Source organism: Streptomyces sp. NPDC051173 (assembly GCF_040689515.1).
In the GTDB taxonomy this organism is placed as follows: domain Bacteria; phylum Actinomycetota; class Actinomycetes; order Streptomycetales; family Streptomycetaceae; genus Streptomyces.
The window spans coordinates 25,982-52,460 of record NZ_JBFBBD010000047.1; the positions used below are offsets into that span (position 1 = coordinate 25,982).

Sequence of the window (26,479 nt, forward strand, 5' to 3'; positions counted from 1 at the left end):
CAGCTCACCGGTCGGCGGTGAGCTTCCCGCCCGTGCCCCAGCTGTCGGTGGGCACCTCGTGGATCCAGACCTGCACGGCCTCGGCCGGGATCCCGTACGTGTCCACGAACGAGTCGGTGATCTGCTTGACCAGCTCCCGCTTGAGCTCGACGCTGCGCGGACCCTGGTGAACGGTGACGATGGGCATGGCCTGGCTCCTGTCTCCCCGGCGGCGCCCCGGCTGTCCCGGGCCGCTCACCGGCAGACCCCAGTCCACCGCCTGCCGCCCGCCCGGCCAAGAAGCACTTTCCGCCGGCAGTGATCACGAATCGAGATCACTGCCGGCGGGCTGCCCCCGCCGGAGGGACCGCGACGGAGCTCAGTGCCCCGCCGGGGTGGACGACCCCGTCGGAACGGGGTGCTCCAGGGTCCGCGGGTCCGGCTTCGGCGCCTCCCAGGCGGGCCCGGTGGAGAGGTAGGTGGTCCGCAGCACGAGGTCCCCGGCCCGGAGCTGCTGCGTCCCCCACTTCAGGCCGTCGTTCCGCGCCGTGGTCACGGACTCCAGCACGTGGAACGTCCCGGTGTCGATGATCAGACGCTCGCGCCAGGTGTCGACGTCCAGGTCGACGGCCGTGCCGGCGCGCCCGGTGCTGTCCTTGACCCCCTCCGTCACCCGCGCTCCGGGAATCCCGGTGAGGACCTTGAACAGCGCGGCCCGCAGCCGGGGTTCGGCGGGGGAGCGGGCGAGCAGCTCCTCGACACCGTTGAAGAGCCCCTCCGCGTCGTCCTTCCCGTCCTCGTCCCCGGTGTCCTTCCCGGCGGCCTTCCCGGTGTCCTTCCCGGCGAGCCGGGCCCGCAGCGCCTCCGGGTCCGTGGGCAGCTTCCCGAGCTCGTCCCACCGGACCAATTGGCCGCAGATCCGGTAGACCGTCCCCGCGATGTCGACGGAGTGGAGCTGGACCGGACCGCCACCGGACTGCCCGCGGACGTCGCTCCGGCTCAGCCAGACGGTCTCGTACGACTCGTCCTGCCGCTGGGGCTGCTCGCTCCTCCGGTTCCACTGCGCCATCCGCACCTTCCAGTACGGCGCCGTCCCCGTCCGCTCCTGCGCCGCCGTCCGCTGCGCCGCCGGGGAGCTGCCCTGCCCGTCCCCGGAGTCGGACCAGGGCTGGAACGCGACGCCCAGCACGACGGCCACGACCGCGGCCGCCGAGGCGAGCACGGGAAGGCGCCGCCGCCACGTCCGCACCGGGACGACCGTGGCCACCGGCTCCCATTCGAGCTCGACGGCCGTTCCGGCACCTTCCGCTTCCGTCCGGCCGGCCGCCGCCCGCACCGCGGCCAGCGCCGCGGCGACGGCGTCCGCCGAGGGCGGCGCGACCTTGCCCGCGGCCTTCAGCCGCCGGGCGCCGGGGAAGTCGAGGATGTCCCTGTCGTTCATGTCCTGCTGCCCGGTCATGCGAGGTCTCCTGTCAGGGGAAGCGGGGCGGAGGAGCCGAGTACCGCGCGCAATCGGGTGCGCGCCCGGTGCAGCCGGGACCTGGCCGTGCCCGCGGGGACACCGACGACGGCCGCGGCCTCGGTGGGGCTGAGCTGCTCCCACGCGATCAGGAGCAGCAGCTCCCGCTCCACGGCCGGCAGCTCGGCCAGGGTCCGGCGCATCAGCGGCGCGACCGCCGCCGCGTCCAGCCTCCGGTCGACGGCGTGCCACGGGTCGCTGCTCGCCTCACCGGCGAGCGCGGCCGCCGCCTCGGGGCGTTCCTGGCCGCGCCAGTGCGCGGCCAGCACGTTGCGGGCCACACCGAAGAGCCACGGCCGGACGGGCCCGCGGGCCGCGTCGTAGGTGCCGCGCCCCGCGTAGGCCCGCAGCCACGCCTCGGCCAGCAGATCGTCCGCCGCGCCGGGCGCCCGGCGCGTGAAGTAGCCGTGCAGTGCCCTCGAATGGCGCTCCACGAGCGGTTCGAAGGCCGACGCGTCGGTTCCCGAACGCGCCAGCAGTTCCTCGTCCGTCGCCACGGACCTCCCCTTCCACGGGCCACGCCTTCCGCGGCCCCCTCCCTTCTTGCACCCACCCCCCAAAAAGCGTTCGCGCCCGGGAACCGGACGCGGCCTTACACCCCCACTACGACCCGCCCGCTAGCCTCCCCCCGACCAGCAAAAAACGCCCCTCCCGGCAGGGAGGGGCGTGCGGCACAAGCGGAGCGCCCCCGGCAGGACTCGAACCTGCGGCCAAGCGCTTAGAAGGCGCCTGCTCTATCCACTGAGCTACGGGGGCCGGTGTACGGCGGTCGGCGAACGGGTGAAGCCCCAGGCTCGGTGGTGCCGTGACCGTGCCGGGGACAAGGATAGGGCTCCGTTCGCCCCGTCCCGGTTGCTTCACCTCCGTGACACGATGTGCAGGTTTGGTGAAGCGGTCCTGATAATCGCAGGCAGGTACGAATCTTGCACCGTTTTTCACGCCCCAGGCGTCGGGTGTTGTGCACTCGTTATGCCTGAGTCCCATTCGCCACGCCTCGCGCGCCATGGGCTATACGCTTCAAAATCACACCAGAATTGGGCATTCTGCACGTGTGGCGACCTTGGACGTACGGCCCCGGATGCTCGACGCGCTGTCCGCACTGCGTGACCGTGTCGACCCCGCACGCTTCCCGCTCCCCCTCCCCGGCGCCGCTCGCGCCCGTCGAAACCGTGCCGAACTCCTGGCGCAACTCGATGACTACTTGGTGCCCCGGCTGTGCGCCCCCGAAGCGCCGCTCCTGGCGGTCGTCGGGGGGTCCACCGGGGCCGGCAAGTCCACCCTCGTCAACTCCCTGGTGGGCCGCCGGGTCACTGCGGCGGGGGTCCTACGGCCGACGACCCGCACGCCAGTGCTGGTCTGTCACCCGGACGACCACCACTGGTTCGCGGGCCGACGGGTGCTGCCGGAGCTGCGCAGGATGTGGGTCCCGGCCCAGGAGATCACCGCGTACGACCCCTGCGACCTGCGGCAGATGCAGGAGCTGATGGGGACTCACGACCGGCTCGACCCGCGCGAGCTGCTGGAGCCGCACGCCGGGCGCACGCCGCACGCCCAGGGCGGGTGCGACGCGGCCGGCCGGGAGGAGGACGGCCGGGGCGACGACCCCGAGGAACTCCCCGCGCTGCGCATCGAGACGGACCGGAGCCTTCCGCTCGGACTCGCCCTGCTCGACGCCCCCGACATCGACTCCCTCGTCGCCCGCAACCGCGACCTCGCCGCCGAACTGATCTGCGCCGCCGACATCTGGGTGCTCGTCACCACCGCGACCAGATATGCCGACGCGGTGCCGTGGCACCTGCTGCGCACGGCGAAGGAGCTCGACGTCACGCTCGTCACCGTCCTCGACCGGGTGCCGCACCAGGTGGCCGCCGAGGTGTCCCGGCACTACGGCGCGCTGCTGGCGGCGGCGGGTCTCGGCGACGTGCCACGGTTCACGATCCCGGAACTCCCGGAGTCCGCGGGCGGCGGAAACGGACTGCTGCCCGCCACGGCCGTCGCCGGGCTGCGGGCCTGGCTCGACCAGCGGGCGCAGGACCCGGCGGCGCACACCGTCGCGTCCGCCCGCACGGCCGCGGGGCTGCTGGCCTCGCTGGGGTCCCGGCTGCCCGGTCTCGCGGGGGCCGCCGCGATGCAGCACGCCGCGGCCGTACGGCTGCTCCAGCGGGTGGAGGACGCGTACGGCCGGGCGGGCGAGCGGGTGCGGCAGGAGGTCGCCGCGGGCGAGGTGCTCGCCGGTGACGCGCTCACGCACTGGCGCGGACACCCGCAGGACAGCACCGCGGACGAACTGCTCACCGCGCTCACCAGCTCCCTGGCGGCGGTGCTGAGCTGCTCCGTCGCCGCCGCCGACGAGGAGATCGCCGCGGCGTGCGCGGGCGACCCGGCCGCCGGCACCGTGCTCGCGCCGCGCGACCCGGACGGGGCGATCGGCCGGATCGGCGTGGCCGTGCGCCGCTGGCGCCGCTGCCTGGAGGAGGTCGCGGAGGAGGCGGTGCGGGCCGCCGAGCGCGGCACGGGCCTCGACCCGGACCGGGCCGGCGCCCTGCTCGCCGTGTCGCTGCTGGGCGGCCGCAGGTCCCGTACGGCGGGGGAGATCCTCGCCGGGACGCTCGGTCCGCAGGGCGTGCTGCGGCTGCGCGACCGAGGCGCGCACCTGCTGGCCGACTGTCTTGAACGGGTGCTCGAAGGAGAGCGCGACCGCCGGACCGCGCCGCTCGAAGCGCTCGACATCACCCCCGACCACCAGGTCGAACTCATCGCCGCGCTGTCGGTACTCCAGAAGGAGAGGTGACCGCCGTGTCCACGTCCGACAGTCGCGAGAAAGGCGACGAGAAGCCTGTCCCCGAGGCCGCGCGTGGCACATGGGACGACGGGCTGATCGCGCGGCGTGCGCGCCCAGAGCGCGCGCCCCGTCCGTACGCTGCCCCGGAGGCGCCGAGCGCTGGGCGCACGGTCCACGCCGAGGACGGCGCTCCACAGGAGCGTGCGATCACACCCGAGCGCTCCTTGTACGCGCCTGACGCCACTCCCACACCCCCGATCGGTGCCGTCCTGAGGCCCCGCCTGGACGCCCTGCGCGAGCTCGTGGGGCTGTCACGAGCGCGGCTGGACCGGCGGACGCTCGCGGAGGCGGGGCGGGTGCTGGAGGAGGCGGCGGCCCGGCAGCGGCACTCGCTGGACCTGACGGTCGTGGCGATCGCCGGGGCGACGGGCAGCGGCAAGTCGACCCTCTTCAACGCCCTCGCCCGGACACAGCTTTCGGAGGCCGGGGTGCGCAGGCCGACGACGGCCGTGCCGATCGCGTGCGCGTGGACGGACCGGGCGGACGGCGCGGAGGGGCTGCTGGACCGGCTCGGCATCCCGGCGCGTGCGCGCCGGCAGCCGGTCCGCCCGTACGACCCGGGCATGCACGGGCTCGTCCTGCTGGACCTGCCCGACCACGACTCCGCGACGTCCGGCCACCGCGAGCAAGTGGACCGGCTGCTGGGCCTGGTGGACGCGGTGATCTGGGTGGTGGACCCGGAGAAGTACGCGGACGCGGTGCTGCACGAGCGCTATCTGCGGCCGCTGGCGGGCTACGCCGAGGTCACCTTCGTGGTGCTCAACCAGGTGGACCGGCTCTCGGAGGACGCCGCCGACCAGGTGCTGGACGACCTGCGGCGGCTGCTCGACGAGGACGGGCTGGCCCTGGGCGAACACGGCGAGCCGGGCGCCGTCGTGCTGGCCCTGTCGGCGCTCACGGGGGCCGGGGTGGGCGAACTGCGCGAGACCCTCACCCAGTTCACGGCCGGGCGGAACGTGGCCGAGCGGCGCCTGGTCGCCGATGTGGACGGCGTCTCCGCGCGGCTGCGGCCCGCCTACGTGGCCAAGGGCCGGCCGGGGCTGACGGAGGCGGCGCGGCAGGAGTTCGAGGACCGGCTGGCGGAGGCGGTGGGCGCCCAGGCCGCCGGCCTCGCGGCGGAGCGCGCGTGGCTGCGCGACGCGGATCGCGCGTGCGGGACGTCGTGGACGCTGGCCCACCACTGGTTCGGACGGAAGCGGGGGGCGCGGAAGGCAGCGCGCGTGAAGGAGAGCGCACAGCGGATCGCACTCGGGCGTACGGGCGGGCGCGTGAGCGGGAGTGCGATCGACATCCCCGCGGCCGCCGACACCCTCGGAGCCCTCGCCGAGCTCGCGTCCTCGCCGTGCCGCACGGTGTCCCGGCCCCTGGTGGAACAGGCGGTACGGGCCCTGGCCTACGAGGCGTCCGCCGGGCTGCCCGACCCCTGGGCCCAGGCGGTACGGGAGGCGGCGGGCCGGGGCGCGGAGGGCCTGGCGGACGCCCTCGACACGGCGGCCTCGGAGGCGGCGGCCATGGTGAACCGCTGGACCGGACGGACCGGGGTGGGCCTGCGCACACGCGGGCCACGCACGGGAGTGGGGGGCCGCCACGCCAAGGGCGGCGGCCCCCGCACGGAGACACAGGGCGCCGGGACGTCCGGCGCACCGATGAACGGGAGCGGTCGACGGCGGGGACCGGGGGAGACGGTCGGCCCCGCCCAAGCTCCCGTCCAGGCCCCCGCGCTCGTGGTCCAGGAGTCCGGCGCCTCCGGGTTGGTGCCCGCCGGGCTCGTGGGAACGGGCGGTGCGGGTTCCGGTGGTGCTGGTGGTGTCGGCGGTGCTGCCGGTCCCGGTGGCCGGGGTCGGATGGTCGGCGCGATCGGCGGCGCCGGCCGGCGCTCCGCGCCCGGGGGTGCGCCCGGTAGGCAGGCCCGCTTCCCCCTCCCGCGCTTCGCGGCCGCCTCAAAGCCGGTCAAGCGTTCCGGAAGCAAGGGCTCCGCAGATCCGGGCAGTTCACGTACGCGCTCAGGGCGGGTGAGCACCTGGCGCACGCGCGGGGGCGCGCGCCCGGCACGCCCCGGCTGGTGGGCGGTGGCCGGAGCGATGCAGGGCGCGCTCCTGGGACTGCAACTGGCGGGAACGGTGTGGCTGATGGGCCTGGCGGCGGAGATCGTCGGGGGCGAGTGGTGGGCTCCCGGGCTGCTGCTGACGGGCGGTGGCGTGGGCGGCCCGGTCCTCACCTGGTGCTGCCGGGTGCTGGCGCGGGGCCCGGCGCGGCGGTACGGCCTGGAGACGGAGCGGCGCCTGCGGGGTGCGGCGGCGGGGTGCGGCCGGGAGCGGGTGCTGGAGCCGGTGGCGGCGGAGCTGCTGCGGTACCGGGAGGTGCGCGCGCAGTTCGTGATCGCGGCGGGCGGATCGTAGCCGCCCGCGCCTGCCTTGAGTGGCCTGTGCGGGCCGATATCCGCCGGGTCGCCATTGCCTGACTGTCATCTGGCGGACCGTCACTTCCCGGACCGTCACTTCCCGGACCGTCATCTCACGGACCGTCATCTACAGAACGCGGTCCCGCCGCGTCCGTCACCCGTGAGGCCGACCCGGTCGGTCCCCTCACGGGTGACGGAGTTATCCACAAAACGCTCGTCGTCCACAGTCCTCAGCGGGCTTGTGCGAGCGAGGGCAGCATGGGGGTCGCAGCAGGTCCAACGCGGTGGGGGAGGCGGCTCGGATGAACGAGACATTGGTGACGGTCGTGGGGAATGTCGCGACGCAGCCGGACTACAGGGAGGTGGCGAACGGCTCGGCGGTCTCGCGGTTCCGGCTCGCGGCGACGGTGCGCCGCTGGGACCGCGGCCGGGACGAGTGGATCGACGCGTACACAAGCTTCTACACGGTGCGCGCCTGGCGCACGCTGGCCGCGAACGTGGTGGCTTCGGTCACGATCGGCGAACCGCTCATCGTGCAGGGAAAGTTGCGGATCCAGGATCAGGAGCGGGACGGAAAGCGGTGGCTGTCGGCGGACATTGACGCGGTGTCGATCGGGCACGACCTCACCCGGGGCACCTCGGCGTTCCGCAGGGTGTCACCGGCCAGGCCGCTGCCGGTCGAGCCGGTGCGGATGGCGGGAGCGAGAGCGGAGGCGATGGCTCCGCCAGGCGCGCGAGGGCCCGCTCCGGTCGGTCCGCCGATGGGTCCGGGAGTCGTCGGAGTGGGGGCGACAAGTGCGGGAGCCGCCGGAGCGGGCGAGGTCGCAGCCGGGGCAACACCCTTGTGAAATGGGTGGTTTGTCCCGCCGATTTATCGATAATGCCAGGTCAGACGGCCTTCTCCGATAACGATTCCGATTCGGATCGGTTGGGCGGAGCCCTCGGTGGGGAAGCCGTCGCGCCCGCTCTTTAAGATCACGTTCGCAGCACGTGGCAACGGGGGCTTCTGAGTTTTGAGTTCGCTGGCGAGGCGTATCGACATGGTTCTGCGCGCGCCCGGAAGGAAATCGATGACTTCTGTCAAGAGGCGGGGAGCTGCCCGCCTTGCCGCAGCGGCCTTGGTGTCGGGACTGGCTGCGGTAGGCACGATAGTCGTGGTGGGCCCCGCCGCCGCGGAGGACGCGCCGAGGAATTCGGGCGGCGTCAGCGCCACCCTCGGCAGGATCACAGCCGGTTCGGGAGCCGTCGTCCACGACCGGCGGAAGACCGGCGACATGCAGGCGGGCCTGTTCGAGATGAAGGTCGAGGGCGGTGGCTCGCTCCAGACGTACTGCGTCGACATACTCACCAGCACCGTGGACGGCGCGAAGTACAAAGAGGTCGGCTGGGGCGAGTCGCCCCTTCACGGCAACAAGAACGCGGGCAGGATCCGCTGGATCCTCCAGCACTCCTACCCCCAGGTGAACGACCTCGCTGCGCTCGCCAAGGACGCCGACTCGGGCCCGCTCGACGCGAACACCGCCGCCGCGGGCACCCAGGTCGCGATCTGGCGCTATTCGGACGGCGTCCAGGTCGACGCCAAGGACGGCGCGGCCGAGAAGCTCGCCGACTACCTCTACAAGAACGCGCAGGACGTCGAGGAGCCCCCCGCGTCCCTGACGCTGACCCCGTCGGCAGTCTCCGGGAAGTCCGGCGGCCGGCTCGGCCCGGTCACCGTCCGCACCAGCGCGAGCAGCGTCACCGTCACCCCGGCCGGGGACGCCGGGGCCAAGGGCGTGAAGATCGTCGACAAGGAGGGCAAGCCGGTCACCTCCACCGGCGACGGGGGCGAGCTCTATTTCGACGTGCGGCCCGGCGCCCGTGACGGCTCGCTGTCCCTGAAGGCCGCCGCCGTCACCAAGGCGCCGGTCGGCCGGGTCTTCATCGGCGACCGCACCACCACGCAGAGCCAGATCCTGGCCGGCTCCAGCGAGAGCACCGTCTCCGGCACGGCCACCGCGACCTGGGCGGAGAAGGGCGCCATACCGGCCCTGTCCGCCAAGAAGAACTGCGCCAAGGGCGGCGTGGACATCACCGCCGACAACAAGGGCGACGCCCCGTTCGCCTTCGATCTCGACGGGACCAGGCACTCCGTCCCCGCGGGCCGCTCGGAGACGACCTTCGTGAAGGTGGGCGAGGACCAGGCGTACAGGTTCACGCTCAAGGGCCCCAACGGCTTCACCAGGACGTTCTCCGGGATATTGGACTGCATGACCGCGGAGAGCGGCGCGGCCGTCGCCACCGACGGCGGCACGGCGGCGGGCACGGGCACCAAGGCGGAGCGCGCGTCCCGGATGCGCCCGGCCTCGGCCGGCGGCACCGGCAAGGACGTGGTCAACGCCTCCGCCGAGGGTGATCTCGCCGAGACGGGCGGCAACCGCACCGACCCCACGTTCGCGGGCGTGGCGATCGCCCTGATCGTCGTCGGCAGCGGAGCGGTCTATCTCCTGCGCCAGCAGAAGGCGGCCTCCGGGGAGTGATCCCGGGCCGGGCCAGGTGTGCGGGCGGGCCGCTCCCGCCCGCACACCACGGGACGGGTACGGCTGCTGCCTGGCCGCGCACCACGGGACCGGACGGCTGCCGCCTGACCGCAGACCACAGGATCGGAGCTGCCGCCTGGCCACGAACTGCAAGGCCGGGCGGCCGTCGTCACCGGTCCGCACACCGTCCGATCGCGCACGGGTGTGACCAACCCGTTTCCGCCCGGGGCTACCAGTCCGGCATGATGGGGTGTATCTGCCCTCACGCGGCGGAGCCGCACATTGGCCCTTCTCGATTGCCGGACGGTTTATCTTGGCTGAGTTCATTTACACCATGCGCAAGACGCGCAAGGCGCACGGCGACAAGCTCATCCTCGATGACGTGACGCTGAACTTCCTGCCCGGCGCGAAGATCGGTGTCGTGGGGCCCAACGGTGCCGGTAAGTCCACGGTGCTCAAGATCATGGCCGGCCTGGAGCAGCCCTCCAACGGTGACGCGTTCCTCTCCCCGGGCTACACCGTCGGCATCCTGATGCAGGAGCCGAAGCTCGACGAGTCCAAGACCGTCCTGGAGAACGTCGAGGACGGCGTCGCGGAGATCAAGGGGAAGCTCAACCGCTTCAACGAGATCGCCGAGCTGATGGCGACGGACTACTCCGACGCGCTGCTGGAGGAGATGGGCAAGCTCCAGGAGGACCTGGACCACGCCAACGCCTGGGACCTCGACGCACAGCTCGAGCAGGCCATGGACGCGCTGGGCTGCCCGCCCGGCGACTGGCCGGTCGTCAACCTCTCCGGTGGCGAGAAGCGCCGCGTCGCGCTCTGCAAGCTGCTGCTCGAGGCCCCCGACCTGCTCCTCCTCGACGAGCCCACCAACCACCTCGACGCCGAGTCGGTGAACTGGCTGGAGCAGCACCTCTCGAAGTACGCGGGCGCTGTCGTCGCCGTCACCCACGACCGCTACTTCCTCAACAACGTCGCCGAGTGGATCCTCGAGCTCGACCGCGGCCGGGCGCACCCGTACGAGGGCAACTACTCGACCTACCTCGAGAAGAAGGCCACCCGCCTCAAGGTGGAGGGGCAGAAGGACGCGAAGCGCGCCAAGCGCCTCAAGGAAGAGCTGGAGTGGGTCCGCTCCAACGCCAAGGGCCGGCAGACCAAGTCCAAGGCGCGTCTCGCTCGCTACGAGGAGATGGCGGCCGAGGCCGACAAGATGCGGAAGCTGGACTTCGAGGAGATCCAGATCCCGCCGGGCCCGCGCCTGGGTTCCATCGTCGTCGAGGTCAACAACCTCTCCAAGAGCTTCGGCGACAAGGTGCTCGTCGAAGACCTCTCGTTCACGCTGCCGCGCAACGGCATCGTGGGCATCATCGGCCCGAACGGCGCCGGCAAGACGACCCTCTTCAAGATGATCCAGGGCCTGGAGACTCCGGACTCCGGCTCGATCAAGGTCGGCGACACCGTCAAGATCTCCTACGTCGACCAGGGCCGCGCCAGCATCGACCCCAAGAAGACGCTGTGGGCCGTCGTCTCCGACGAGCTGGACTACATCAACGTCGGCCAGGTCGAGATGCCGTCCCGCGCGTACGTCAGCGCCTTCGGCTTCAAGGGCCCGGACCAGCAGAAGCCGGCCGGTGTCCTCTCCGGTGGTGAGCGCAACCGTCTGAACCTGGCGCTGACGCTCAAGGAGGGCGGCAACCTGCTGCTCCTCGACGAGCCGACGAACGACCTCGACGTCGAGACCCTCTCCTCGCTCGAGAACGCGCTGCTGGAGTTCCCCGGTGCGGCCGTGGTCATCTCGCACGACCGCTGGTTCCTGGACCGGGTCGCCACGCACATCCTCGCCTACGAGGGCGACTCCAAGTGGTACTGGTTCGAGGGCAACTTCGAGTCGTACGAGAAGAACAAGATCGAGCGCCTCGGTGCGGACGCGACCCGTCCGCACCGGGCCACCTACAAGAAGCTCACCCGGGGCTGACCGTGGCGCGTCACGTGTACTCGTGCCCCATGCGCTGGTCGGACATGGACGCGTTCGGCCATGTGAACAACGTGGTCTTCATCCGCTATCTCGAAGAGGCGCGGATCGACTTCATGTTCCGGCTGGCGCCCGGGGAGGGGAGCGCGTCCTTCACGGGCGGCTCCGTCGTGGCCCGGCATGAGATCGACTATCTGCGTCCCCTGGTGCACCGGCATGCCCCGGTGACCGTCGAGACGTGGGTGACGAAGCTGGGTGCGGCGTCCATGACCGTCGCCTATGAGGTCAAGGACGAGGACCGGGTGTACGTGAAGGCCACCACCGTCGTCGTGCCGTTCGACTTCCAGGCCGGCCGCCCGCGGCGGATCACCGCCGAGGAGCGGGCCTTCCTGGAGGAGTACCGGGACGACGCCGGGGAGCCGGAGAGCCGTCCCGCCGGGAAGGGGGCCGTCGCCGCATGACGGAGCGATCCGTTCCGTACGGGCAGCGGCTGTGCTTCGCCGATGCCGGGGAGGCGGCCGACCTGGCCGCCTTCCTGGCCCGGCTGATCCACTACGACCGGGCCGCCGCGGTCCGGATCCAGGCGAGCGGCGGGGTGCTGGGCGTCTTCGGCCGCCCGCCGTCCTTCGAGGTCCTCGCCATCCGCACCGCGCGGCTCGCCGAGCCCTCGGCGGGCGCGGAGCGGACCGTGCTGGACACCACCGTCTCCGCCGGCCAGCTCGCCGACGCCCTGGACGCGGCGGAGGCGGCTCCCGGCGCCGGGCCGGTCGTGGTCGTCCCCGAGGCGGTCACGGGGCCGCCGTGGGCCGGTGTGCTGCCCCCGCGCAGCGGCTGGCAGCGCGTCGAGGGCCTGCCCGACGTGGAGGCGGTGCGGGGCGCCGTGGCCGCCGCCGTCGCCGAGTTCCGCACCCGGGACGAGGCCCTGCCCGAGCAGCGGCGCACGCGCGTCGAGCGCGACCGCATCGGCCGGGAGATCTGGTCCCGCACCCTGGGCGGGACGGTGCTGCCGCTGCGCGCGGTGCACGCCGCCCAGTCGCTGGGCTTCCTGCGGCCCGTACGGACAGCGGCGGCCGCCGGGCCCGCCGCGGGCCGGACCGGTGCCGCGCTCGCCCTCGGCCCCGAGCCGCTGGCGCTCTTCGCCGCGGGCGGCTGGCTGCGCCTGCGCACGCCGTACGGCTCGGTCGCCGTGCGCACAGGCGGCCTGCAGGGCTTGACGGTCACGCCCGCCTGAGGCGCGCCGTGACCGCGGGCGGGAGCGCCGGGACCGGCGCCCCGCTCGGGCTCAGCCCTCGGTGTTGACCATCGAGGCGGCGGCGTAGGTCAGGTACTTCCACAGCTGCTCGCTGTGCGCCGCGGAGAGCTCCAGCTCGTCGACCGCCACCCGCATGTGCCGCAGCCACGCGTCGTGCGCGGCGCGGTCCACCGCGAAGGGCGCGTGCCGCATCCGCAGCCGCGGGTGGCCGCGGTTGTCGCTGTACGTACGGGGGCCGCCCCAGTACTGGATCAGGAAGAGGACCAGGCGCTCCTCGGCGGGGCCGAGGTCCTCCTCCGGATACATCGGCCGCAGCAGCGGGTCCTCGGCGACCCCCTGGTAGAAGCGGTGGACCAGGCGCCGGAAGGTCTCCTCGCCGCCCACCTGCTCGTAAAACGTCTGCTCCTGCAGTGTGCCGCGCGGAATCTCAATCACCCCTCCATGGTCTCAGACCACACGGCCGACGACCTGAGAAGTAGGACCATCGCCTTTCGGAGGCCGCTCGCGCGCCGGGCCGCCTTCGCACCCCGCTCCGTGGCGGCGCACCCTGGAGACATGGCCGATGACGCCTACGACCGAGAGCTCGCGGCCGCTCTGCGCGCCGGGCTCGTGCGGGAGCTGATCGCCCGCGGCGAGCTGGCCGACCCCCGGTGGCGGGCCGCCTTCGAGCAGGTCCCGCGCGAGCTGTTCGTGCCGTACTACTACGTGGGCGCGCCCGGCGGATACCGGCGGCGCTCCCGTGCCGACCCGGACCCCCGGGCGCGTGAGGCCTGGCTGACCGGGGTCTATGTGGACGAGCCGCTGGCCACGTACGTCCGGGACGGTGAGCTGATCTCCTCCAGCAGTCAGCCGTCTCTGATGGCCAAGATGCTCACGGCCCTGGACCTGCGGGAGGGCCACGCCGTCCTGGAGATCGGCGCGGGCACCGGCTACAACGCCGCCCTGCTCGCGCACCGCCTCGGGGACGCCGCCGTCACGACCGTCGATCTCGACGCCGAGATCACGGAGGCCGCCCGCGCGCACCTCGCGGAGGCCGGTTTCCACCCCACGGTCGTCACTGGTGACGGGGCGCTCGGCTGTGCCTCACGCGCCCCCTTCGACCGGACCATGGCCACCTGTGCCCTGCCCTCCGTGCCGCCCGCCTGGATCGCGCAGAGCAGGCCGGGCGCGCTGATCCTCGCCCCGCTCGCCACCGGGCTGATCGCCCTGCGGGTCACGGACGCGGCGCACGCGGAGGGGCGGTTCCTGCACACCCCCGCCTACTTCGTGCCGCTGCGTGGTGCCGCTGTGCCACCGCTGCCTGACCGGAGCGGCATCCCCTGGCGCCTGCTGCGGAACGATCAGTTCCAATTCCTGCTGGCGGTCAGCCGGATGGCACCGGCGGATGCCCTCGCCCTGTGGCACGACGAAGGCCGTCCGCCGCGCGACCGCTACGGCCTGACCGTGGCCGGGGACCGTCAGTGGGCCTGGCTGGACAGCCCGGACGGTCCCTGGCGCTGGCCCCTGGACCGGGAGTTCAGCCCCGGCGGAGCGTGATCGTGGTCCAGGCGCCGACGTGCACCCGGTCGCCGTCGTGGAGCGGCACCGGCACGTACGGCTGGATGGGCTCCTCCGAGCCGTTGACCGTCGTGCCGTTGGTGGAGTCCTGGTCGACGACCGCCCAGCTGCCGTCCGGCTGTTGCACCAGCATGGCGTGCTGGTGCGAGACGCCCGGATCCTCCGGCGGCCGGGACAGGTCGATGTCCGGGGACTCCCCGGTGCTGTGCCGGCGGCGGCCGATCGTCACCTGCGGGCCGTTCAGCGGAAGCTGGAGCTCGGGGGAGTACGCGGGCAGGTTCAGCCCGGCGGCCTCCGGCCCGCTGCGGTTCATCATCGCCAGGAAGTAGTCGCGGTCCGGCGCCACCACCGCCGTCCAGCCCGCGGCCGCGGCGGGCGGCCCGGCCTGCGGCGGCACGCCCTGCGGCACCCCCTCGGCCGCGTGCTCCTGATACGGCGCGTGCTCCTGGTACGGCGACGCGTGCTCCTGGTACGGATACGACGGCGCCGGCGCGGAGTTCGGCGGCGAGAGCATCCAGTCGTCGTCACCGTACGACGGCGTCGCCGGGTGGGACTCCGGAGTGAGCGGCTCGGCCGGGCGGTTGATCCGGGACGGACGCGAACCGTAGTACTCGTACGACTGCGGCGGCTGCGTGTGCTGCGGGGCCGGTGGCGGCGCGGACTGGAGGTCCTGGGCCTGGGGCACCGGCGGCGGGCCGAACGAAGCCCCCGTGTGCGTCAGGAAGTTGTGCCGGCACTCCTCGCAGAACGGCGCCTGCGCCTCACGCGGCGTACGGCACCGCGGGCACAGCTCCGCCTGGACGGTCGTCTCCCCGTAATAGCCACCGCCCGGGCCGGACAGGGGCGGTGCGGAGGGTGGTGGTGGCGGGGGCACGGCACCCGCGGGGGCGGCCGCCGACATCCGGTGGCCGCACACCTCGCACCAGTCGTCGGCCGCCGACTGGTGGCCGTTCGGGCAGGTCGGCATGTCGGTTGATCCCCCTTGTGTGCCGTTTCGTCGCCGGTCTGTGCACCGGTCGCTCGCACCGGATCGTCTCACCGGGTCGCGTACCGGTGACCGCCGGGCCGCCACCGGGCCGGGGCGAGCCCGGCCCGGACCGGTGGCGTGAACCCCGGCCGGTCCGCCGCCGGGAGGCTCCACCGCGGCCGTGACGGCCACCGCGCGCCCCCCGCGCCGTTCCTCGCTACTTCTTCACTCGTACGGTCTTGGTCGAGCGCGTTTCGAGCGTCATCCGGGCCTCGGCCGTGACCTTCGCCTTCAGCCGCACAGTACCCGTCGTGGCGTCCACGACGTCCACCACTTTCGCCAGGAGTTTCGCGGTGTCCTCGTTGCCGGACCGGTTCGCCAGCTGCACGGCGCGGCCGAGCTTGGCCGTGGCCCCGTCGGCGTCACCCGACTTCCGCAGGTCCAGGCCCTGTTGGATGACCTCGGCCAGCTCGGCCTGGCCGGTGTAGTGGGCCACCTGGGGGTTGATGGACGTCGACGCCGCCGGGTCGTCCGTCCAGATGGCCCGGACCAGCCCCTGCGAGAGCACCTCCGGCGGGGAGCCGTCCGGTGCCGGCAGCACGAGCGAGACCCGCGCGGCCAGCATCTCCTCGCCCACCGCGGCACTCGGCACCCGTACGCACACGTGGTAGTCCCGCGACTCGTCGCCCCACGAGCCCGTCGGATAGTCGCCCGTGCGCGGCCCCGTCTCCGCACGCCTGCCGGTCAGGTCCTCCATCGACGGCGCGACCTGCTTGACGAACCGCACCTCCGCGCCCTGCGGGGTCCACAGCCGCAGCGCGACGTCCGCGACCTCCTTGCCCATGGCGGCCGTCATCATGCGGGTGAAGTCCGTGGCCAGCCCGGCCGGATCGGCGACGATGTCGGCCGTGCCCAGCAGCGCCGAGGCGATGCCGGTGACCTCCTTGACCTCCCAGTCCGTCCCCACACCCCGCGCGTCACAGGTGAACCGGCCCGCGCACACGTCCAGCGTGGCCCGCAGCGCCTCCGGCTCCTCGTGCTCGTTGCGGCCGTCGGTCAGCAGGATGCCGTGGCGTATCGCGGCACCGGAGGCATCCAGCAGCCGGTCGGCCAGGCGCAGCCAGGTGCCGATCGCGGTGCCGCCGCCCGGAGTGAGCTTGCACAGCGCCTCCTTGGCCTGCTGCCGGGTGACGGGACCGGCCACCGCGAGCCGGCCGCCGCCGGGATACGCCTCCTTCGCCTGGTGCGTTCCGGCCACCACGGCGAAGGCCACGCCGTCGCGCAGGGTGTCGACAGCGGCGGCGGTGGCATCACGGGCGTTGCGCATCTTGGTGGGCGGATATTCCATCGAGCCCGAGCAGTCGACCATGATGACGACGGCGGCGTCCGGGGCCTGCGCGCGGGGCGCGTACCCCGCCGGCGAGAGCTGGGCCGGGATGGGCGTCTCTCCGGTCGTGCCGCCGCCGGTCGAGGTGACCGTGACGATCGCGTCGACATCGCGGCCGCCCTCCGGCAGATGGGCGTTCTGATACACCTCGACCGCGAACCGGGGCACGCCCGGCTTCGAGAAATTGGCCATCTGATCCGCTCCTCGGTACTCGACAAAGCAACAAGTGGGCGGGGGCGGCCGCGCGCCCGGCACCGCGGCGTGCATCCCCCCGTGGACACGCGCGTCAGGCCGATCCTGCCCCTTCGAGCGGCAGCGGGAACGGCAGGACCGCCACTGTTACGTTGTCGTGGCCCCCTCCGTCGAGCGCGTGGGCCAGCAGCCGCCGCGCGCATTCCAGGGGCCGCTGACGGGCGTCCGGCGGGGTGATCGCGGCCATGTGCTCGGCGGATTCCGCGTAGTTCCACAGCCCGTCGGTGCACACGATGACGACGCCCTCCCGGTCCGGGTGGAACGACGCGGTGTGCGGCTCGACCTCGTACGCGTCGGCGCCCAGCCAGCCGGTGATCGCGTGGGCGCGCTCGTCCGCGTACGCCTCGGTCTCCGTCAGCAGGCCCGCCGCGACCATCTGGGCGGCCCACGAGTCGTCCTCGGTGAGCCGGGCGGGCTGGGTGGCGCGGTCCTCCGGCACCCAGTAGGCGCGGCTGTCGCCGATCCAGCCGACCGTCAGGAGGTCGCCCGTGATGACCGCGCTGACGATGGTGCAGGCGGGGGCGTTCTCGTGGCGGTACCCCTCGTGCCGCCGCGCCTCGTCCGCGGCAGGTGCCGAGGCGAGCGCGGTGACCGCCTCGGCGGCCTGGACGATCGCGTCGTGGGTGGCCTGCCGGGGGTCCGTGCCCGCGGGCAGGGCCGTCACGAGCCGTTCGCGCGCCGCGGCGCACGCGGCCGCCGACGCCTCGTCGGGCCGGGTCGCGGACGACACGCCGTCACTGACGACGGCGACGGTGGCGGGGCCGCCGTCCGCGAGTGCCACGGTGGACACGGCGTACGCGTCCTCGTTCCGGTGGTGGCGCAGGCCGCGGTCGCTGACCGCCGCGACGCCTGGCAACTGGTGCTCCATGTGATCCCGTTCGCGCGGCTGTGCATGACCGCAGTGTTCGCAGTACCCGTCCTTGTCGATCATGCCGGATCGGCAGGACCCGCAGATCCTGCCGGTGCCGTCCGCGCCGGGGTGCGCGTGGCCCGGCTCCGGCGGCGCGCCGAAGGCACCGTGCGCCGCCTGCGCGGGCACACCCCCGAACGCGCGCGCCTCGCGCGGGTCCGGGCCGGTCCCGGGCGCCGCGGAGGCATCACCGCCGGGCGGCGGCCCCGGGGCGGTCCGGCCGGCCGCCCGCGCGGCCGCGCGCCCCTCCGGCGCCTCCCGCGGCGCCGCGGGAGGCCCGGCCGGCAGCGGCGGCGCCGAGAGATCGGCACCGCAGCCGCCGCAGAAATTGTCGGCCGGTTCCAGCGGCTCGTGGCAGGAGGGACATACCGTCAGCTGTGGGGGGCGCGGCAGTTGCGACATCGATCACACCCATGTCCTGGGGCGGAAACGGTTGGCCCGCTCCACCAGTTCGATCCGTTCCTCACCGCGCTGGGCGAGGCGCGCGAGCACGCGGTACGAGCGCTCCAGCCCGAACCGCAGCCCGCGCTCGTCCAGGCCGCAGCCGAGCAGCGCGGCGGTGCCCCCGGAGGGCGCGACAGCGCCCGGGGGGCCCGAGAGCACCCGGTCCAGCGCGGTGCCGAGCACCTCCGTGCACAGCCGCTCCCGCCGCACGGCGTCCAGCCCGAAGTCCGCGAGCCGCTCCACCTGGCCGGCCGCGGCCAGCAGGTCGTCCAGCCGCACGTCCTGGGGGAGGCGTCCGCGCAGCCGGGCCCGTACCGCCGCGACCCGTGCCGCCGTGCAGTGGATGGACGCCTCCGGTATGGACTCCAGCGCGGCCACGGCGCCCGCCCGGTCACCGGCGGACAGCCGCACCCGGGCCAGCCCGAACGCGGCGCCGACGAAGCTCTGGTCCGTCTCCCACACCAGGCGGTAGTACTCGGCGGCGTTGTCGAGCTGCCCCAGCACCTCCGCGCACACCCCCAGCGCCAGCTTCGGCGCGGGCTCGCCCGGGAAGGCGTCGTAGACGGCGTCGAAGGACAGCGCGGCCGTCTCGCGGTCACCGGTGGCCAGCGCGTGCAGCCCGCGGTACCAGACGACCCGCCAGTCCTCGGGGTGCGCGGCCTCCAGCGCCTCGATCGCCTTCGCCGCGGGCCCCTCGTCGCCGAGCTCCAGCTGGGCCCGCACGCGCCGCAGCCGCAGCTCCGGCGAGGGCGTGGGAGCCGCCTGGAGCGCCGCGTACAGCTCGGCGGGCCGGGAGGCCAGCAGCCCTGCCAGGAAGCCCGCGTTGGGGTCGTTCGGGTCGACCAGCGGCACCGGCAGGGCCAGCGCCGCGGCCCGGGTGTCCAGCGGGGCGACGGCCGCCGCCCGGCCCGCGCCCGTGCCCGCGGGCGGCCGCTGCGCGGGCACCGCGGCCGGCACCGCCCTGCGGCCCGTCACCCGGGCGCCCAGCACCGAGGTCTCGCAGACCGCCTCCTCGAACAGCCGGGTGTCCACCACCCGCAGCTCCGGCCCGAACAGCGTGGACAGCGCGGGCCGCGGCCGCCCCGTCTGGAGCGCGACGACCTCCCGCAGCACGCCCGTCAGCTGGTCCGCCATCTCCTGCGCGGACGCGAACCGCCGCCCCGGATCGGGGTCGGTCGCCCGGACGAGCAGCCGGTAGAAGGACTCGTAGCGGGTGAAGACCTCGATGTTGTCGGGGTCCGGGAGGCTGTCGGCGAAGATGTTGGTGTAGCCCTGGAAGTCGAAGGTGAGCACCGCCAGCGTGCGCGCCACCGTGTACAGGTCGGAGGCGACGGACGGTCCCACCTCCGCGACCTCCGGCGCCTGGTAGCCCACGGTGCCGTAGATCGCGCTGTCGTGGTCGTCCATCCGCCGGACCGCGCCCATGTCGATCAGCTTGAGCTGGTCCTGCTGCTGGATGGCGTTGTCGACCTTGAAGTCGCAGTACAGCAGGTTGCGGCTGTGCAGATGGCCCAGCGCGTCCAGCGCCTCGATGCCGTACGCGCACGCCTGCTCGACCGGCAGCGGGTCGCGCCGCCCGTCGGGCTGCCGCCGCCCGTTGGCGATCTCCTTGAGCGACTTGCCGCCCACGTACTCCATGACGATGTAGCCGTCGAGGCTGCCGGTCCGCTGGTCGAGGTGCTCGACGAAGTTGTAGATCCGGACGATGTTGGAGTGCTCGATCTCCGCGAGGAAGCGCCGCTCGGAGACGGCCACCGCCAGCGCGTCCTCGTCACCCGTGTCCAGCAGGCCCTTGAGGACCACCCAGCGGTCGGAGACGGCGCGGTCCACGGCGAGATAGATCCAGCCGAGCCCGCCGTGCGCGAGGCAGCCCGCGACCTCGTACTGCCCGTGCACCACGTCGCCCGCGCGCAGCTTCGGCACGAAGGAGTACGGGTGCCCGCACTTGGTGCAGAAGCCCTCCGTGCGCCCCGGCCGGTCCCCGCGCGAACGGCCCACCTGCGCACCGCAGTCGCCCTTGCTGCAGAACCGCTTCCGCTCGGGCACCTCGGGGTTCTCCAGCACCGCCGTGCGCGGATCCGGGCGCGGCACCTCCGGCACGCTCACCAGCCCGGCACCCAGCTTGCCGCGCCCGGAGACCGGCGCCGGCGAGGAGTGCGAGGTGCGCACCGACACCGACCGGGTGCCCGCCGTGCCCCCGGACCCCTGGGAACCGCCGGTCAGCGAGCGCGACAGCCTGCCGGACACCGACCTGCGGGACGTCGAGGACCGGGACGACCCCGACGACGAGCCGGAGGCGGACCGCGCCGAAGGAGCGCTCCGGCCCGAGCCCCGCCCCCCGGCCGTCACCCCCGTGGCCGGGGACGCCAGCATGCCGCGCGGCGAGACCACCGGGGTCAGCCCGCAGGTGTCGCAGTACAGCTCACCGCCGCCCACGTCCTCGTACGCCCCGGCACAGCCCGGGCGCTGGCAGGCAACGCTCAAGATTCCCCCCTACGGTCCACGGGCCCCGAGGCCCCGGTCGGTGGCGGCGCCAGCGCGTCGGCGAGCGCCTGCTGGTATCGCAGAACGGCCATTTCGGCGGCCACCAGATCACATGGCGCGCTCCACAGCATGCGGCGCGCCGCGTCGTGCCGCTCGATCAGGAAGGAGTCCTCCGTCAGGCCGTGCCTGCCCGCCTTCGCGCGGTACGCGTCCAGCCGTCCGCGCAGCTCGGCCCGCACGGCCAGCGGGGCGGTCACCGCGGCCAGCGACTCGCGGGCCCGGAGCAGTTCGTCCTCGGCCCGCTGCTCCAGGCTCTCCAGCAGCGGCGACAGGCGGTGCCACCGCGCGTGCCTGCGGTGGTCGGCCGCCGCCGCCAGCTGTTCGTAGAGCGCGGTCGGCGGGCCCGACACCGCAGGCACCTCGAACGCCGCGATCCTGGACAGGACCTCGGCGCGCGCCTGCCGCGCCTCCGTCAGCGTGCGGTCGGCCCGCGAGAGGACGTCCCGCACCTGGAGCAGCCGCTGCTCGGCGTCCTGCCGGACGTCCAGGACGGCCTCGACCTCGCGGCGTACGTCCTCCAGGGCGCGGGCCGCGCGGTCGTAGCGCCCGGTGTCGGGGCGGCCGCCGCCCGGCGCGGAGCTCGGCGATGCGCCCGCCCAGAAGGCCAGCGGATCGGCCGTCACCTCGGACCGCAGCGCGGCCAGCTCCAGGGCGATCTGCTCCAGGTCGTCACCGGAGGGGTGCTCGCCGGGCCGCACGCCGACCGAGTGCGCCAGGGAGCGGACGCGCCGCAACTCCGCGGCCAGCAGGTCGATCCGCGCGGGCAGCGCCGACCAGACCGCGTCGGCGGTGACGATCACGTCGAGCGCCTGGGCGTACCAGCCGTTCATCCGCTCCAGGAGCTCCTGGAGGCTCAGCCGCTCGCTCAGGCGGGCGGCGGTGCCCTCGGCGGCGAGGGCGAGCGTGGCGTCGCCGGGCAGGGTGACGCCGCCGCCCCGCAGCAGCTCGGTGAGCTCGGACAGCTCGGCCTGGCCGGGCCAGCGGCGCCGCGCGCGCAGCTCGCGGGCGGCCGTCAGGGCCGCCGTGTAGGCGTCGAAGCACACCCACAGCCGGCTGATGAGCAGCTCGGCGGCCGCCCACCGGATCTTGGTGGCGCCGGTGAGCTCCGCCCCCTCCAGGAGGCGGCGCCCCGCGTGGTCCTGGAGGGCGAGCAGCGAGGTCTCGACGGCCTCATGCTCGGCGCCGAGCCTCGCCAGCGCACGGTCCACCTCCTCGCGGCTCAAGGCCGGCCCGGTGGGCCCCGCGACCGCCATCGGTCCCCTCTCCTGTCCGCGGCCCTGCCGCCGACTTCTCCTCAACGGTGGTGCTCGTCGCTCCTCGCGCCCGCCCGCTGTCAGTCCCGGTACTCGGGTGCCGGCGGGGCGTCGGCCTCACCGAGGCCGGAGGCGAGCCAGTGCTGGTACGCCTTCATCCACGGGCTGTTGGCGCCGCCGCTGCGGTAGTCCTCCAGCACCTTGTTGACCCGGCGTACCAGGTCCACGTCCTTGAGGTTCATCGCCACGCCGTACGGTTCGGTGGTGAACGGCTTTCCGACCAGCTGCACGGAGGGGTCCTGGGCGGCCTGGCCGGCCGCCAGGGCGTTGTCGTTGACCACCGCGTCGACCTGGCCCAGCTGGAGCCGCACCAGGCAGTCGAGGTGGTTGGGGACGGTCACCAGGGTCGAACCGTGCGGCTCTTCCCGCACCTTGGCCTCCGCCGTGGATCCCTCGGCCGTACAGACCTTCTTCCCCTTCAGCGAGTCGTCGAACGCCTTCACCGGCGACCCCTTGGGGACCAGCACCTGCTGCCCGGCCTCGAAGTAGGCGGTGGAGAAGGCGACTTGCCCGATCCGGGTGCAGTTGATGGTCATGGTGCGCGCGACGATGTCCACCTTGCCCGACTGCACGGCGGGGATGCGCCGGTTGGTGGGGATCGTGAGGAAGACGACCTTGTCCGGGTCGCCCAGGATGTCCTTGGCGATGGCGTGCACCAGGTCGATGTCGAAGCCGCTCAGCTCGTTGGTGGCGGGGTCGCGGTAGCCCCAGCGGTAGCTGTTCTGGTCGACGCCCGCGATCAGCTTGCCGCGGGCCTTGATGCGCCGGACGGCCGGGCCGTCCAGGTCGCCCGTCGGCCGCAGACTCGCCTCCGGGTCGGTGCACTTCGGCGCCGCGGCGTCCCGCGCCGGCCCGGCGGCCGCGGCCGGGGGCCGCTCCGGGCCGCTGCTCATGGCCGCGGCGGCGCCCCCCTGCACCGGCACCAGCACGGCGGCCGTCGTCGCCAGCGCGCAGCCCGCCGCCACCGCGGCCGTGAGCAGCGGCCTGGAGCGCACTCGTGTGCCGAGCGCCCGCAGTGGTGCGTTCACGCCCTCGCCTCCCCCCGTCACCGGTACTCCGACAGCCTGCGCCCGATGCCGAGGACGGCGCCCGCCGCCCCCAGGACGGCGAGCACGGCGGCGCCGGCCGCCAGGCCCGAGAGCGCGCCGCGCCCGTCGTCGGCCGCCTGCCGGAACTCGTTCTGCTCGTGGTCCAGGGCCTGCCGCAGCTCGTCGTCGACGCGGTCGAAGGACTCGCCCGTGCTGCCCTTGTCGCCGATGACCTCGGAGACGGCCTTGTCGTAGAAGCCGCCGTCGTCGGCCGCGCGGGCGTCGCCGTGCCGGCGCTGCCACTCCCGTACGTCCTTGATCGCCGCGTCCACGGGGTCGCGTCCGGCGCGGTCGTCGGCGAGGCCGCGGGCCCGGTCCAGGAGCGAGCCGGAGGCGGGGCCGCCGTGGTCGCCGCCGATGAGCTTGCCCATGCCCTCGCGGTAGCTCGTCTCGTACGCGTCGTCGCCGCTCCTGGTGAGGACGGCGCCGCGCGCGACCAGGGTGAGGTTCTCGTCGCCGCGGGCCTGGAGGGAGCCGATCCGGGCCTCGTTGAGGACCTGGAGGGACTCGGCGCCGTGGGAGGAGGAGCGCTCCAGGCCGGAGCGGGCCACCGCGTGGCCGACGGCCAGCCAGAGCAGCACCACCGTGGCGGTGCCGGTCGCCGCCAGCAGGCCGTGGTTGAAGACGCGGTTGGTGCGCAGGAAGGAGCGCCGCTGGGCCCAGCCGAGCGCGGCGAGGGCGAGCACGCCCGTGCCCAGGGCGGCCCAGGGCCAGGACTTGGCGTCGCCGTAGTCGGAGCCGAGGCGGGCGGTCTCCGATTCGTAGAGCCCGCGGGCGGCGGGCAGCAGGTTGTCACGCATCCGGTCGCCCGCGTAGCGCAGATAGGCGCCGCCGAGGGGGAGGCCCTGCCGGTTGTTGGCGCGGGCGGCCTCCACCAGGCCGGTGTACTGCGGGAGCTCGGCGTTGAGTTCGGCGATCCGGCTGCGGGAGGCGTCCGGGCCGCTGGTGTCGGTGGCGGCCTTGACCAGCAGTTCGGAGGCGCGTGCGATGTCCTTCTCGTAGCGCTCGCGGACCGCGCGCGGCTCCTGCCCGCCCGCGAGGAAGCCGCTCGCGGCGGTGGTGTCGGCGTCGGCGAGGGAGCGGTAGATGTCGGCGGCGTCGGCGCTCAGCGGCTGGCTGCGCTGCACGACGGCGTCGGCCGCGGTGGCCCGCGTCGTCACCTGCCAGGCGGTGACCGTGCCGAAGACGATCAGCAGCACCGCCAGGACGGCGCCGATGATCCGCAGCCGCCCGGGCTCGGTCGTCGCCGCGGCCCGCAGCCGGTCGAGCGCCTCGCGCCAGGCCGGGGACCGCTCGGGCGGGGACGCCGTGGGCGTCGCCGGTGCGGCGGCCGGAGGCGCGGGTGCCGTCGGCGCGACGGCTCCGGCCGGCTGCGGATGGGACACGAGACCTCCCCCTCGGTCGCTGAGGGCGGCCCGTCACCCGGTGCGGTGGAGGACAGGTGCCCGGCCAGTCAGTATGGCCGCAGGGACTGACAAACACACCGGTGTCCGACCGATCTTGTTCGGATCGGGATCTTCACCGGGGCCCGCGTCGGCCTCTGTACCCCACCACGTACGGCGGGCCCGTTCGGTTCCCGGGCCCGGCGGACGACCGTCAACGGTCGTAGCTGTAGAACTTCGTGTGGTCGAGCATGTCGGCCGGGGTGACGTTGTTCCAGGGGCGCATGGTGTCGTTGAGATCCACGACGTTCGGGGTGTTACCGGCGGGCAGGTAGCCCGAAGTGGGGTGCATGCGCTGCCACTCGGACCACAGCTTGTCGATGAAGCAGTGGTGCAGCCAGAAGACCGGGTCGTTGGGGGACGTGCCGGTGGCCATGTGGCCGCCGATCCACACGTGCACGCTGTTGTGGATCCGGCCCGGTCCGCGCCAGCCCTCCAGGAGGTTGCGGAAGCCGCTCTCCGACTGGCCGTTCCAGGGCGCCACGTCGTAGACGGACTCGGCGAGCACGGCGTCCACCTGCGCCCGCGTGGGCAGCCGGCCGTCGGCGCCGAGCTCGCGCTGGAGGTAAGGGCGGTTGTCGACGCTGACGTTGATGTTCCACTTGCCCGTGGAGTACGCGAACGGGCCGGTGGTCACCTGGGCGTCGCGGCTGCGGCCGTTGCCGCCGAGGAAGTCGGCGCCCCAGACGGAGGCGGTGGGACCGCGGTCGGCGGTCCAGTCCCAGTAGGGGAGCGAGACCGAGGAATCCATCTTCTGGAGCTCCTGCTCGAACTGGATCAGGAAGCGGCGGTGCCACGGCAGGAAGGACGGCGCGTGGTGGCCCACGCGGTCGCTGTCGTCGCGGTCGCTCATGATGAACTGGTCGTGCGTCCGGACGAAGTCGTCGTAGCCTCCCTTGCGCTTGAGTTCCAGCACGGCGTTGACGAAGTTCCGCTTCTCGGTGGCGGTGAGGTTCGCCTGGTTCTTGCGCACTGCCATGGGGAGCGCGTCCTTTCGGGTCGGGTTCGTGGGAAGGGCAGTGACGCGTCAGGCGGCCATCATCGGGACGAGCGTGGCGCCCCGGAGCTTCTCGACGGCGGCGAGGGCGAGCGCGCGCGGGTCGTCGAGGGGCAGGTAGTGGTTCACGACGCTGATCCAGGTCCCGTCGCCGAGCCGCATGATGTGCAGCTCGCGGTCGTCTATGAAGACCGAGAAGTCGCCGCCGTGGTGGGCGCTCATGCTGCCGGGCTCGGCGGCCTTACCGACGATGTGCCGGCCCTGGTAGATCTCGTCGAACGGCTGCGGACCGGTGTGGCCGTTGTGTTCAGTGTTTTCAGAGTGGCCGGAGTGGTCCATGGTGCTCGCCATGGCGCTCCGGGTGGCGGCCGTCGCGGCCGGAGCGGCCAGCGCGGCACCGGCCATGGCCACGGCGGTCCCTCTGAGTACAAGACGTCGGGTGACGTTGGACGACATGGGTCGAACCCCCCTCGAAGGTGATCAGGTGCAGGGTTGTCACGAATGCAGCCGCAAATCCCTTTTGATGGCGGTTGCTTGTTGTATTTCGTGATCAATCCGTGCGGAGCGGATGCTTGCACGGGCACGCGGGGGGCGAGTAATGGTTGGCCGTTTTACGGACATTCGGTGCATGAAAGGTCAACCATCGCCAGAGAAGGAGTTTCTGGCGTATGGCGTTATTGACGCCGTGTCAGGAGATTCTCCGGCGGTAGATGATCTTGAATGCGGTTTTTCCGGAACGAGGCCGTCCACAGTGACGGTTCTCACGGCGCGAGGATGACGCGAACAGACGCGTGATCAGGCCATGCCGGGGGCCGGGCCGGGCCGGTCCGGTGACCCGGATCGGGCCCTGGCCGTGTCGGGTGGTCGTCGCCGGTCCGCGGGCCGTCTCTGCCTCCCCCGGACTTCGTCCGGGGCCCGGAGGCGCCTTGGCCGTGTCCGGCGGATCTTTGCCGGTCTGCGGGCCCGTTGCCTCCCCCGGACGAAGTCCGGGGGAGCGTCCTCAAGCTCCCCCAGCTACCGCTGGGAGGTGCCCCCACGGGCTGAATTGCGCACCCACATCAGCCACATCCAGCCCGTCCGGCGCTTGAGGA

General features: G+C 73.4%; 21 protein-coding genes and 1 tRNA gene. 8 read left to right on the plus strand and 14 right to left on the minus strand.

Going from position 1 to position 26,479, the window contains the following annotated elements:
• Positions 1 to 4: 4 nt before the first annotated feature.
• The 4 genes from dmpI to AB0435_RS22905 all read right to left on the minus strand — a co-directional run bounded on the left by dmpI (position 5) and on the right by AB0435_RS22905 (position 2,254).
• Positions 5 to 238, minus strand: coding sequence for a 4-oxalocrotonate tautomerase DmpI (dmpI, locus tag AB0435_RS22890; protein WP_366007228.1), 234 nt, complete (start codon positions 236 to 238; stop codon positions 5 to 7).
• Between the two features lie 120 nt (positions 239 to 358).
• Entirely contained in the window at positions 359 to 1,438 is a 1,080-nt protein-coding gene (locus AB0435_RS22895; RefSeq protein WP_366427835.1) for a CU044_5270 family protein, read from the minus strand.
• On the minus strand, positions 1,435 to 1,995 hold the full coding sequence (locus tag AB0435_RS22900) for an RNA polymerase sigma factor (RefSeq protein ID WP_366007226.1): 561 nt from the start codon (positions 1,993 to 1,995) through the stop codon (positions 1,435 to 1,437). Before AB0435_RS22900 ends, AB0435_RS22895 begins: the two co-directional genes overlap by 4 nt.
• A 186-nt stretch (positions 1,996 to 2,181) precedes the next feature.
• Positions 2,182 to 2,254, minus strand: a tRNA-Arg gene (locus AB0435_RS22905).
• 304 nt (positions 2,255 to 2,558) lie between these two features.
• On the opposite strand from AB0435_RS22905, the gene AB0435_RS22910 reads away from it, so the two are divergent.
• The 7 genes from AB0435_RS22910 to AB0435_RS22940 all read left to right on the plus strand — a co-directional run bounded on the left by AB0435_RS22910 (position 2,559) and on the right by AB0435_RS22940 (position 12,466).
• Positions 2,559 to 4,289, plus strand: coding sequence for a dynamin family protein (locus AB0435_RS22910; protein ID WP_366427846.1), 1,731 nt, complete (start codon positions 2,559 to 2,561; stop codon positions 4,287 to 4,289).
• The gene (locus tag AB0435_RS22915; protein WP_366427836.1) at positions 4,286 to 6,739 is read left to right on the plus strand and encodes a YfjP family GTPase; all 2,454 of its coding nucleotides are present in this window, start codon (positions 4,286 to 4,288) and stop codon (positions 6,737 to 6,739) included. The genes AB0435_RS22910 and AB0435_RS22915 overlap by 4 nt, the downstream gene beginning before the upstream one ends.
• A 304-nt stretch (positions 6,740 to 7,043) precedes the next feature.
• Positions 7,044 to 7,589: a single-stranded DNA-binding protein gene (locus AB0435_RS22920; protein ID WP_366007224.1), complete on the plus strand. Its 546-nt coding sequence runs from the start codon at positions 7,044 to 7,046 to the stop codon at positions 7,587 to 7,589.
• A gap of 222 nt (positions 7,590 to 7,811) precedes the next feature.
• Positions 7,812 to 9,260 carry a Cys-Gln thioester bond-forming surface protein gene (locus AB0435_RS22925; RefSeq protein ID WP_366427837.1) on the plus strand — a complete coding sequence of 483 codons (1,449 nt, stop codon included), beginning with the start codon at positions 7,812 to 7,814 and terminating at the stop codon, positions 9,258 to 9,260.
• Between the two features lie 313 nt (positions 9,261 to 9,573).
• Positions 9,574 to 11,238 carry an energy-dependent translational throttle protein EttA gene (gene ettA / locus AB0435_RS22930; protein ID WP_366427838.1) on the plus strand — a complete coding sequence of 555 codons (1,665 nt, stop codon included), beginning with the start codon at positions 9,574 to 9,576 and terminating at the stop codon, positions 11,236 to 11,238.
• Positions 11,239 to 11,240: 2 nt separating this feature from the next.
• Positions 11,241 to 11,696 carry a thioesterase family protein gene (locus AB0435_RS22935; RefSeq protein ID WP_366007221.1) on the plus strand — a complete coding sequence of 152 codons (456 nt, stop codon included), beginning with the start codon at positions 11,241 to 11,243 and terminating at the stop codon, positions 11,694 to 11,696.
• The gene (locus tag AB0435_RS22940; RefSeq protein WP_366007220.1) at positions 11,693 to 12,466 is read left to right on the plus strand and encodes a hypothetical protein; all 774 of its coding nucleotides are present in this window, start codon (positions 11,693 to 11,695) and stop codon (positions 12,464 to 12,466) included. The genes AB0435_RS22935 and AB0435_RS22940 overlap by 4 nt, the downstream gene beginning before the upstream one ends.
• Positions 12,467 to 12,517: 51 nt before the next feature.
• On the opposite strand, the gene AB0435_RS22945 is transcribed toward AB0435_RS22940, so the two are convergent.
• Positions 12,518 to 12,922, minus strand: a complete 405-nt coding sequence (locus AB0435_RS22945; RefSeq protein WP_366007219.1) for a globin — start codon at positions 12,920 to 12,922, stop codon at positions 12,518 to 12,520.
• Positions 12,923 to 13,042: 120 nt separating this feature from the next.
• On the opposite strand from AB0435_RS22945, the gene AB0435_RS22950 reads away from it, so the two are divergent.
• The gene (locus AB0435_RS22950; protein ID WP_366427839.1) at positions 13,043 to 14,023 is read left to right on the plus strand and encodes a methyltransferase domain-containing protein; all 981 of its coding nucleotides are present in this window, start codon (positions 13,043 to 13,045) and stop codon (positions 14,021 to 14,023) included.
• Here the strand turns inward: AB0435_RS22950 and AB0435_RS22955 are convergent.
• The 9 genes from AB0435_RS22955 to AB0435_RS22995 all read right to left on the minus strand — a co-directional run bounded on the left by AB0435_RS22955 (position 14,004) and on the right by AB0435_RS22995 (position 25,844).
• The gene (locus AB0435_RS22955) at positions 14,004 to 15,011 is read right to left on the minus strand and encodes an FHA domain-containing protein (protein WP_366007217.1); all 1,008 of its coding nucleotides are present in this window, start codon (positions 15,009 to 15,011) and stop codon (positions 14,004 to 14,006) included. The genes AB0435_RS22950 and AB0435_RS22955 overlap by 20 nt on opposite strands.
• Before the next feature lie 217 nt (positions 15,012 to 15,228).
• Positions 15,229 to 16,590 carry a VWA domain-containing protein gene (locus tag AB0435_RS22960; protein WP_366427840.1) on the minus strand — a complete coding sequence of 454 codons (1,362 nt, stop codon included), beginning with the start codon at positions 16,588 to 16,590 and terminating at the stop codon, positions 15,229 to 15,231.
• 94 nt (positions 16,591 to 16,684) lie between these two features.
• Entirely contained in the window at positions 16,685 to 17,962 is a 1,278-nt protein-coding gene (locus AB0435_RS22965; protein WP_366427841.1) for a PP2C family serine/threonine-protein phosphatase, read from the minus strand.
• A 3-nt stretch (positions 17,963 to 17,965) separates the two neighbouring features.
• Positions 17,966 to 20,488 carry a tetratricopeptide repeat protein gene (locus AB0435_RS22970; protein WP_366427842.1) on the minus strand — a complete coding sequence of 841 codons (2,523 nt, stop codon included), beginning with the start codon at positions 20,486 to 20,488 and terminating at the stop codon, positions 17,966 to 17,968.
• A complete protein-coding gene (locus tag AB0435_RS22975) occupies positions 20,485 to 21,801 on the minus strand; it encodes a hypothetical protein (protein ID WP_366007713.1) in 1,317 nt (438 codons plus the stop codon). The genes AB0435_RS22970 and AB0435_RS22975 overlap by 4 nt, the downstream gene beginning before the upstream one ends.
• An 80-nt stretch (positions 21,802 to 21,881) precedes the next feature.
• Positions 21,882 to 22,889, minus strand: coding sequence for a glutamate ABC transporter substrate-binding protein (locus AB0435_RS22980; RefSeq protein WP_366007715.1), 1,008 nt, complete (start codon positions 22,887 to 22,889; stop codon positions 21,882 to 21,884).
• Positions 22,890 to 22,906: 17 nt separating this feature from the next.
• Entirely contained in the window at positions 22,907 to 24,334 is a 1,428-nt protein-coding gene (locus AB0435_RS22985) for a hypothetical protein (protein WP_366427843.1), read from the minus strand.
• A gap of 211 nt (positions 24,335 to 24,545) precedes the next feature.
• Positions 24,546 to 25,370 carry a tyrosinase family protein gene (locus AB0435_RS22990; RefSeq protein ID WP_366007717.1) on the minus strand — a complete coding sequence of 275 codons (825 nt, stop codon included), beginning with the start codon at positions 25,368 to 25,370 and terminating at the stop codon, positions 24,546 to 24,548.
• Positions 25,371 to 25,418: 48 nt separating this feature from the next.
• Positions 25,419 to 25,844, minus strand: coding sequence for a tyrosinase cofactor (locus AB0435_RS22995; RefSeq protein WP_366427844.1), 426 nt, complete (start codon positions 25,842 to 25,844; stop codon positions 25,419 to 25,421).
• Between the last annotated feature and the right edge of the window lie 635 nt (positions 25,845 to 26,479).

What these genes read in the sequence shown, in the direction of transcription:
- AB0435_RS22895 (WP_366427835.1), bottom strand. Translation starts at nt 1,438, where the DNA reads ATGACCGGGCAGCAGGACATGAACGACAGGGACATCCTCGACTTCCCC.
- AB0435_RS22920 (WP_366007224.1), top strand. Translation starts at nt 7,044, where the DNA reads ATGAACGAGACATTGGTGACGGTCGTGGGGAATGTCGCGACGCAGCCG.
- AB0435_RS22925 (WP_366427837.1), top strand. Translation starts at nt 7,812, where the DNA reads ATGACTTCTGTCAAGAGGCGGGGAGCTGCCCGCCTTGCCGCAGCGGCC.
- AB0435_RS22940 (WP_366007220.1), top strand. Translation starts at nt 11,693, where the DNA reads ATGACGGAGCGATCCGTTCCGTACGGGCAGCGGCTGTGCTTCGCCGAT.
- AB0435_RS22950 (WP_366427839.1), top strand. Translation starts at nt 13,043, where the DNA reads ATGGCCGATGACGCCTACGACCGAGAGCTCGCGGCCGCTCTGCGCGCC.
- AB0435_RS22955 (WP_366007217.1), bottom strand. Translation starts at nt 15,011, where the DNA reads ATGCCGACCTGCCCGAACGGCCACCAGTCGGCGGCCGACGACTGGTGC.
- AB0435_RS22960 (WP_366427840.1), bottom strand. Translation starts at nt 16,590, where the DNA reads ATGGCCAATTTCTCGAAGCCGGGCGTGCCCCGGTTCGCGGTCGAGGTG.
- AB0435_RS22965 (WP_366427841.1), bottom strand. Translation starts at nt 17,962, where the DNA reads ATGTCGCAACTGCCGCGCCCCCCACAGCTGACGGTATGTCCCTCCTGC.
- AB0435_RS22975 (WP_366007713.1), bottom strand. Translation starts at nt 21,801, where the DNA reads ATGGCGGTCGCGGGGCCCACCGGGCCGGCCTTGAGCCGCGAGGAGGTG.
- AB0435_RS22990 (WP_366007717.1), bottom strand. Translation starts at nt 25,370, where the DNA reads ATGGCAGTGCGCAAGAACCAGGCGAACCTCACCGCCACCGAGAAGCGG.
- AB0435_RS22995 (WP_366427844.1), bottom strand. Translation starts at nt 25,844, where the DNA reads ATGTCGTCCAACGTCACCCGACGTCTTGTACTCAGAGGGACCGCCGTG.